Source organism: Candidatus Cyanaurora vandensis (assembly GCF_013285555.1).
Lineage (GTDB): Bacteria > Cyanobacteriota > Cyanobacteriia > Gloeobacterales > Anthocerotibacteraceae > Cyanaurora > Cyanaurora vandensis.
Genome location: NZ_JAAXLT010000224.1, coordinates 1 through 9,273, shown reverse-complemented (window position 1 = coordinate 9,273; position 9,273 = coordinate 1). Strand labels below are relative to the sequence as shown.

The following is a 9,273-nucleotide window of genomic DNA, read 5'->3' as shown; positions in this document are numbered from 1 at the left end:
TTTCTGGGTTGCTCGTAAACTTGGTTTAAGATTGGTCGAAATTCGGACCAAGGCATCAAGGAATCAAGCTGAGGAAGAAAGCATTTTTGCTCAACCAAGCGTGCTTGCCGTTTTTCCCAATCCCAGACTCCTTGCTGCCCCATGTTCAATCCAACTCTTTCTCCTATTTTCTCATTTATGAGGACAGACAGCAATTAATCGTGGTGCCCTTTAGTTTATTAGCCTACACAAACTCCTTGGCAAGAATCGCACACTGTTTATTGAGGTCGTACTTAGTGGCTCCCTTCGTATCCATCCAGTGGCGTAATGCTTTATTGCGAATGAATTGGAAAGTGCGGGTCGCCTCATCAATTAAGGCGAACTGCTTAGGGGCGGCGACTAACTTTGACTCAAGGACTAACATTTCTGCATTATAACTTATTTAAGCTGAGGTTGCTAGCTTAAAACATTTGTTCGCTTAGTGGCTCACGCACCTTATATCTCACGGCTAAAGAGCGTGGGTTTTATGGTGTTTTCTATAATTTGAGAAGTATAGGTAGTATTCTAAGTTCGGCTAGCTTATTTTTCGTTTACTGCCTGAGGTACCATGACCAGAAGTCCTTTTCTGTTTCCCTTCTCTTCTGTGGATACCTCGCACCTGCTTGAAACGCTGGTTGATAACGGTCTTGATGCGATAGTTATCACTGATGGCCTTTTGACTCAGCCTGGACCGCGCATTCTCTATACCAATACGGTGTTTACCCAGATGACGGGCTATAGCCCATCAGAAGTACTCGGATCTACCCCGCGCCTTCTTCAAGGACCCAACACCAGTACTGCCCTCCTTGAGCAGCTACGGCACTGTTTACAGCAGGGCCAGTCCTTTCGTGGCGAAGCGGTGAATTACCGCAAAGACGGTTCGGAATATCAAGTGGAGTGGAGCATCAGCCCCGTCCGCGATGCCGATGGTCTAGTGAGATACTGGGTTTCGGTGCAGCGGGATGTGACGCAACAACGGCAGGCTGAAGAAGTCTCATGCCAAAATGAGCAGCGTTATCGTAACATTATTGAGACAACGACAGAGGGCGCCTGGGTGATTGACCCTGAGGGTCAGACCTCTTTTGTCAATGATCATATGGCCAATATGTTGGGCTACACCCCAGTTGAGATGATAGGGCAAACTTTTTTTGATTTTATGGATGAAGAAGGCAAACAACTCGCCACACGCCTATTGGCCCGACGTCGGGCCGGGGTACGGGAACAACATGATTTCAAGTTTCAGCACCGCGATAGTCGAGCGGTCTGGGCCATTGTTTCGACGGACCCGCTCTATGATGCTGAGGGGCGCTTTGTGGGTGCCTTGGGTCTGCTCACCGATATTACAAGTCGCAAAAAAGCCGAAGAAGAAATGCGGCTTTTTAACCGGGTCCTACAGGCAACCACTAATGGTGTAGTTGTTGCCGATGCCCGTCAGCCAGAGACACCAATTATCTACTGCAACCCGGCTTTTGAAAGGCTCACGGGGTATACTCTGACCGAGATGGTAGGTCGTAGTTGTCGGTTCCTCCAGGGTCCTGAGACCGAGCCAGAGGCCGTCGCCCAGCTCCGGCAGGCGATGGTCGAGGTCCGCGAGTGCCAGATACTATTTAAGAATTATCGTAAAGATGGCAGTATTTTTCTCAATGAATTCTCCCTCGCGCCCATCTGCGACGAACACGGGACGCTCACTCATTTTGTTGGGGTCCACAACGATGTAACGGCGCGTATTGAAGCCGAGCAGCAACGGCGTGAATTGGCGCAAGCCTGCTTTGAAATGGGCGAGATGGCGAAGATGAGCCAACTCAAGGACGATTTTTTGAGCACGGTTTCCCATGAGTTAAGGACACCGCTGACCAATATGACCCTAGCCCTCCACTTACTAGAGCAAGAATCCTGTCCTGAACGTAAGCAACGTTACTGGCAAATTATTAAAGAAGAATGCAACCGGGAGCACCAACTCATCAATGATTTATTAGATTTGCAGAGGTTAGAAGCCGGCAAGCGAGAACTGGTTTATGAATGGCTCCAGCTGCAACGCTGGCTCCCTGAATTATTGGAACTTTTTCAAACACGGACGCAACAGCGTCGTCAATACTTAAAGTTGAATTTTGATGAGCAATTCCCCGATATCTGGACAGACCGCCGGAGTCTAGAACGCATCCTTATCGAATTACTTAACAATGCCTGTAAGTACACACCACCCGACAATGATATCGTCGTTGGTGTCGAGGCCCCTGGGTCGCAGGGTCAGCAAGTCATCCAAGTGACTGTGACCAATTACGGCATTGAGATCCCAGCCCATGAACTACCCCGACTCTTTGAGAAATTTTACCGTGTCCCGCAGCAGGACCGCTGGCAGCAGGGAGGGACGGGTCTGGGGTTGGCCTTGGTCAAACAACTGAGTGAGGAGTTAGGCGGATCAATTGTTGTGCAGAGTGGTCAAGGGCAGACTAGTTTTAGAGTAGCATTGCCTTGTTTACCGATTGATTCACCAACCTGACTCTAGGGCAGTACATGATTCGCAAGTATTAGCGGAGGTATTGGAAATAGAAGTGATCCCCGTAATATGGAGTTATTTTTAGACACCCATATAGTACTTTGGTATGGGATAGCGGCTGACTATCTCTAGACTTTCTTGTGATAAAAGTTTACACATTTAAGTAGAGCTAGCCCTTGACAGCCTGACGCTTTTCTGTTTTCATCAGCCGGCTTAGCCAATGTACAGAGCTTACTTCTTGACACATGCAAGCCTGCAAATAACGAAGTTTATCGAATAGCTTCTTGGTTCCCCACGAGTGGGGCAGGGGAGCCGCTGAGTAAACTTCTACTGACCAAGCAACGGTTGCTACCGAGTAAGCAGCGATTTTGACCCGAAATAGGGTTTGCTTAGCTGAGGAGAACGCCTGTACACCAGTGCGCCCTAGACAGTAGGCTGGGGCTTTCCTGTAGAGAATGGGTACTACAATCGGTACAGTATTGGGTTACGGCCTTGCCCAAGTTCTCCCAGACCCTCGCCCGTTGGTGGTGGGAAATCACCATTCAGACCCGGCTCTTGGCAGCGGCGACGATTATTATTGGTGCCCTAGCCTCGGGGTTCACCTTTTGGGCACTCAATCTGATCCAAGAGGATGCCCGCGAGAGTGACCAACGCTTTGGGGAGTCCGTGGGTCAGTTACTTGCCGTCTATGCCGCGCCCTTAATTCAGGACAAAAACATCACCGGGTTGATTAAGTTTACTGAGGGGTTCCGGCGCGGTAATTCCAATATTCTTTACATTATTTACCTAGACCGCCAGGGGAATATCCTGGAAGGCAGTCCTTTTACCAATGAAGAACCTAACCGCGCTGAAGTCCTGCGCCGCCGAGTAGATATCCCGGAGAGCCTACCCGCCACCCGTGAACACTCCTCGCCCTCCTCGCCCTCGGGCCGGGTCACGGATATCTTTTTCCCGATTTACGACGGCAACCAGTACCTCGGCGTCGTGGCCTTGGGCATCAATGCCAATCCAACATTAGTTACCTCCTCGCGACTGGCGATTGAAGTCACGATTGCCGTGGGAATTTTGGTGGGTTTAATTGCGCTATTGGGGGCGGTTTTCAATGCCCTCACGATTACCCAACCGCTCAAAGAACTGGTGGCGGGGGTGCGCGGGATCAGTCAGCGCAACTTCCAACAGCGGATTATCTTACCTTTCGGGGGGGAGTTAGGGGAGTTGATTCGTAGTTTTAATACCATGGCAGACCGACTCCAGGGTTATGAGGCCCAGAATATCGAGGAGATGACCGCCGAAAAAGCCCGACTGGAGACCCTGCTTACCACGATTGCCGACGGGGCCTTGCTCCTAGATAACAACCTCACTGTGCAACTGGTCAACCCCGCCGCCGACCGGATTTTGCAGTGGGAGATCAATATCGTCGGTCACAACTTACTAGACCGTCTACCCGTGGGCCTGCGCGTCGAAGTGGAAGACCTCTTGGTGAAAGTTGCTAAGGGTGAACTGGAACAAGCCGAATCCAGAGTCCTCCTAGATCATCCCCAACGGACCCTGCGCGTTTTGATGTCCCCAGTCCTGACAGGGATGGACCTGAGTGGGGTGGTCTTGACCATCCAAGACATCTCCCGTGAAGCTGAACTCAACGAGGCCAAGACCCGGTTTATCGGCAACGTCTCCCACGAACTCAGGACCCCCCTGCACTGCGTCCGGGGCTTCATTGAGACCCTACTCGATTTTCAAGATGAACTAGAGCCCGAGCGGCAGCGCGAATTCCTGGAAACTGCCCTGCGTGAGACCGACCGTCTGACCCGTTTAGTGAATGATGTCCTGGACCTGTCGCGCTTAGAATCGGGCCGCGAGTACACCATGGAACCCCTCGACCTCGTGCAACCGATGGAACAGACTCTCCGGGCTTACCAACTCAATGCCCTAGAGAAACAGATCACCCTCCAGAAGACCGTGGACCCGGAACTGCCCCTGGTGATTGCTAATTACGATTTAATTAACCAACTACTTGCCAACCTCGTCGGCAATGCCCTCAAGTTCACCCCAGCGGGCGGCACCATTGAGGTCGGAGCGAAGAATTACCAGTTGCATGGACAGGACCGCGTACGGCTTTGGGTGCGCGATACCGGGATTGGCATTGCCCCGGAGGACCAAGCGCGGGTTTTTGAGCGGTTCTTCCGGGTAGAGAATCGGGTCCACACGCTAGAGGGTACCGGTTTGGGCCTCTCGATTGTGTGCAATATTGCCGAAAAACACTACAGCAAGATTCAACTCACCAGTGCCCTCGGTGAGGGGACGATGTTCTGGCTAGACCTCGAACTCTACCAGGAAACCCGTGTCCTGGCCTGAGTCCTCCCGCCGGCAGTGGCTCGGGGGAGTCTTGGCGTTGCTGATGGCAAGGCCGACTCAGGCTGCCGCGTCCTTGGTTTGGGGTTTTGACCAAGACTGGTCCTTGGTGCGGAACCAGACCGACTTGGACCAACTCATTGCGCTCTGGCGGCCCCTGGGTGCGCCCTTAATTACCTTTACCGGGGCGGGGTCTGTGGACTCGCTGTTGGTTTTCCTCAAACAGACTAAGACGACGGTCCTCTTGACCGGGGGCGATCTCGTTAGTCTCACCCGGCAAATCCTCAGCGTGGGCATCGTTCCCTATGTCCTTGCCGGTACAGCAACGGTCGGTTTAGAGGAATTATTGCCGAGGAACCATGTGGGGATAGCGTATCCAACAGCGGGGCAACCCAGGGTCTACCCAACCCAAGGTTTGGCTCTCACCACCGAAACCCCAGTGGCTCAACGGCGAGAAATTGTCCTGACGCTCCAACCTTTACTGACAGTTCCTTGTTGGCTGCTAGGTGTTGACCTAGGACCCGACTCAGCAACCCGTCGTACTTTACATATGTATGCCTTGACTTGGCTGCTCCGTCAGCCCCAAGTGGGTTTGGTTTTAGCGGGAACTTTCGCCGGAGCAGGGGGGTTACTGGATGCGACATGGCAACCGACCGCCCTCTATGAATGGTGGCGCACAGAGCGAGAGCAACCGCTGAACGGGGGTAAGATAATCTAAGCATCCTTATAACAAACCCCCGTACCCCTGCAAGGAACTGTTATGCGCCACCTGGGAGTTGTTCAAAAACGCGGCATGATGGGCAATGTGGTGGAATTACAAATCTTCGCTCGGGAAGAGGGGGAATATCTGTGGCGCACTAACAAAAAGCTCACCCCCTGCGATAAAACCACTGCCGACCGTCTGACCCGCTATCCCCACGGGGCCATGGTCATGGTCGAGCTAAACGATACCAACCAAGTCCAACGGGTAGATGATGCCGAGGAACAGATTTTAGCTCTGTTGCAGGGGTTTGGTCGTCAGTTAGAGATGTTCAAAAACCAAGCTCAAGAGATTGAAACTTGGCGCGAATCCCTCCAGTACCAAGCTGAAGCCCTCGACAGCCGCGAACAGGACTGGCAAAACCGCGAACATGAACTCTTGACGGAGCTTGCTCAGTTGCGGGCCGGGGATGACGGGGCTGACCAGGGTTGGCAATGGGCACAACTAAAAGCCGAGCAACCGTTACAGACCGAGTATACAAATATCCAGCGAGAACCCAGCAAGGGCAGCGTGGACCTGAGTGAGTTGCAGATAGAGATGAGTCACCTGACGGAACATCTCCAGGCCCAGTCCACGCAACAACAGACCTTCCAGCGCGTCCTGGCGGATCTTTTGCACACCATCGAATATCATCTCAGCGAGTTATTTCCCCAGTTAGAAGCCCTGGGTGAACACCTGAACCTGTGTGAACAAGAGCAACAGGAACTCACCGTCCGCGCCTCAGCCTTACCAGAACCCCCGTTAACCCCGGACCAGAGGATTATCCTAACCGAATGGCTCCACCAAATCGAGCATCAACAACAACAACTTGCTCTCCTAATAGAACGCTGCGGTGGACAAATTACGACTCCGACTGCCACCGCCACCCCCGAAGAACTTGAACAACTACGCCGCCGCCTGAGTGAACAGCAACGCGACTACCTCCAACGCGCCAACCAAGTCCTGCAACAGGATGAAGAAGCCCGACTACAACAAGAACAACTCGAACAACTCCAACAACGACTCCAGGAACTACGCAACGAAAACGCCGACCCCGAAGAGATTGCCGATGTGGAAGATGAACTGGATTTCATCCGGCAAGCCTGTATTGACCTGCGCGAATCCGTAGCCCGTCAAAAAGTCCGTCTCGCTAACGACGAAGCCCATCTCAACGAGGAGCGCGACCTACTGACCAAACTGGTTGCTCAACAAGAAGGTACCCCCGCTCCCGTGACTAACCCCCACCAAGCGTTACTCCCCGACCTAAAAGAGGCTCTCGCGGGGCTTAATCAGCTGCATCAGCATCTGGGCGAACAACTCAAGGCCGGACCAGAAGCCTATCAAAATTGGCAGCAGGAACAGGCCAGCTTGACCCAGGAACAACTCACCCTCGCCGTGCGCCGTGCCAGTCTCGAAGTGCAGTTACGCAGCCTAGAGGAACGCCACCAGATTCTGGCCTCCCAACAGGTCATGCTCTCGCATCTCCACCTCTGGGAGGGTCCTGACACCGCTGATTCCGTCCGTCTACTCGACCAACTCAATGCTCAGTTAGCAGTCTTGGCGGGCACACCGTAGGCTGGCTCTAAAGTCCTTCACGGCGAGCCTGCTCCACTTTGGCTAGAACCTCATCAAGTTTTGTATTCTGGAGGGCCTGTTGGACAGACTGGTTCATCCTGAGTTCTACCAAGGGTTGAGCGGCAGCTTCGAGGGCCTCAAGAGCGGCGTTGATCGCTTTGTAGTTCCCACCGGCGTAGCTGGTTTGTAGCTCGGTCAAAGCGGTACTAAAGGGAATGAGGTCAGCTTCGGGGACCTGACTTTGCATCTCGACTAATAATTCTTCGGCCTTGGGTAGACGGCGGTCAGCCTCGACTTGGGCTTCAATCCGTTGTCGTTGTTGCAGGTCTTCCTCGCCATGGATGAAAGCATCTTCGAGCATCTGTTCAACTTGTGCGTCAACCACCCCGTAACTCGGGCGCACCTCCACCGTGGTCTCTACCCCAGACCGCAACTCATGGGCCGTGACATTCAAAATCCCGTTGGCATCAATCAAGAATGTCACCTCCACCTTGGGCAACCCAGCGGGCATCGGCGGGAACCCCTTGAGGGTGAAGCGTTCGAGGGAGCGGTTGTCCTGGGCCAGTTCCCGTTCGCCTTGAAGGACATGGACTTCGATACCCGTTTGTCCATCCACCGCCGTCGTGAAGGTCTCACGGGCCTGACAGGGAATCGTGCTATTGCGGTCAATCAAGCGGGCCATCACCCCGCCTAAGGTCTCAATCCCCAGAGATAAAGGCGTGACATCTAGCAATAAAACATCCCGAGTCCCGCCTGCCAAGACATCCGCCTGGACCGCCGCACCGAGGGCAACGACTTCATCGGGGTTAAGTTCGTCGTGGGGAGTGCGTCCGAATAGCTCAGCCACCCGCCGTTTGACTAAGGGAATCCGAGTCGAGCCGCCCACCAAGACCACTTCGTCAATATCACCGGGGGTCAAACCGGCATCTTGGAGAGCTTGGGTACAGGGCTTCAGGGTCCGCTCCACCAAGGGCGTGATGAGCGTTTCAAAGTCCTCGCGCCGAATTGTGCGGTCTAGGGGTCCGGTGGGTAAGTCGAGGATCACCCGCACAGTCTCCTGAGTGGACAAGTCTTTTTTAGCAGCCTCAGCCAAGTTACGGACTTGGTTGAGCCAGTTGCGGTCCTGGATGAGTTCTGGGGTCTCACTCAGGAGGGCAGCCGTTAATAAATCATCAATATTGTCGCCCCCCAACTGGTTATCTCCAGCGGTGGCAAGGACCTGGAAGACCCCGCCCTCTAAGCGCAAAACCGAGACATCAAAGGTCCCGCCTCCCAAGTCGTAGACGGCAATTGTGCCTGTTTTGCGCTGGTCCAAACCGTAGGCCAAGGCTGCCGCCGTGGGTTCGTTGAGGATACGGAGGACATCCAGCCCCGCCATCTCCCCAGCGTCCTTAGTGGCTTGACGTTGGGCATCGTTGAAATAGGCGGGCACGGTGATGACCGCTTCATTGAGAATAAACTCCCCGAGATAACGCTCGGCGCGACGCTTCAAGGTAGCGAGGACCATCGCCGATAGCTGGACGGGCGAATATTCCTTACTCCCCGCCGGGAAACGCACCGTGCGCTCATCTCCCTCAATGGGATAGGGCATATACCCCAGTTCCCCAGCGAACTCTGTCAGTCCCCGGCCCATAAAACGTTTGAAGGAAAAGAAAGTCCGCTCAGGACCCGCCACTGCTCCTTGCCGCGCCAACCGGCCCACCTGAGGCTTACCTTGCTCATCAAAAGCGACACAAGACGGTAACAGTGCCCGCCCCTCGTTATCAGGGACAATCTGGGGTCCCTGGGGGGTCATCCAGGCCACGAGACTGTTGGTCGTCCCTAGGTCAATCCCGATTACTTTACCCATGCGCTGACTCCCAGTCTTTCCTCCAAAGTGACATACTCCCGACGTTCATGCTTTACAGAGGCAGAATGCCGATCCGGTTTATCAAGAGCGGCGTAAAACCCAGCAGTATGTTAGTTCTTGAATCAAAGTTAGTCACCACCTCTGAGGAGTTCGCCTTAATTGATGAGGCGATCCGCACCTTCCAATTCATCCGCAATAAAGCCTTGCGCTATTGGATTGACACCAAAGGGGCTACTAAGTATGACC

6 protein-coding genes and 1 pseudogene are annotated in these 9,273 nt (G+C 53.7%); 5 read left to right on the top strand and 2 right to left on the bottom strand.

Annotation, left to right across the window (positions count from 1 at the left end; all coding sequences use genetic code 11):
- The coding region (locus tag HFM78_RS15725) for a hypothetical protein (RefSeq protein ID WP_287130407.1) at positions 1 to 181 on the top strand (181 nt) is incomplete at its 5' end.
- A 48-nt stretch (positions 182 to 229) separates the two neighbouring features.
- Here HFM78_RS15725 and HFM78_RS15720 read toward each other — a convergent pair.
- Positions 230 to 403 (bottom strand): annotated as a pseudogene (locus HFM78_RS15720) (RNA-guided endonuclease TnpB family protein); the annotation flags it as partial.
- A 183-nt stretch (positions 404 to 586) separates the two neighbouring features.
- On the opposite strand from HFM78_RS15720, the gene HFM78_RS15715 reads away from it, so the two are divergent.
- The 4 genes from HFM78_RS15715 (at position 587) to HFM78_RS15700 (ending at position 7,178) form a co-directional block, all read left to right on the top strand.
- Entirely contained in the window at positions 587 to 2,518 is a 1,932-nt protein-coding gene (locus HFM78_RS15715) for a PAS domain S-box protein (protein ID WP_287130405.1), read from the top strand.
- 489 nt (positions 2,519 to 3,007) lie between these two features.
- Entirely contained in the window at positions 3,008 to 4,867 is a 1,860-nt protein-coding gene (locus HFM78_RS15710) for an ATP-binding protein (RefSeq protein ID WP_287130404.1), read from the top strand.
- On the top strand, positions 4,854 to 5,582 hold the full coding sequence (locus HFM78_RS15705; protein ID WP_287130403.1) for a hypothetical protein: 729 nt from the start codon (positions 4,854 to 4,856) through the stop codon (positions 5,580 to 5,582). The genes HFM78_RS15710 and HFM78_RS15705 overlap by 14 nt, the downstream gene beginning before the upstream one ends.
- A gap of 42 nt (positions 5,583 to 5,624) precedes the next feature.
- Positions 5,625 to 7,178 (top strand): hypothetical protein, encoded by a 1,554-nt coding sequence (locus HFM78_RS15700; RefSeq protein WP_287130402.1) that lies wholly within the window; start codon positions 5,625 to 5,627, stop codon positions 7,176 to 7,178.
- Positions 7,179 to 7,185: 7 nt separating this feature from the next.
- Here the strand turns inward: HFM78_RS15700 and hscA are convergent, their stop codons facing one another.
- Positions 7,186 to 9,027, bottom strand: coding sequence for a Fe-S protein assembly chaperone HscA (gene hscA / locus HFM78_RS15695; protein WP_287130401.1), 1,842 nt, complete (start codon positions 9,025 to 9,027; stop codon positions 7,186 to 7,188).
- Between the last annotated feature and the right edge of the window lie 246 nt (positions 9,028 to 9,273).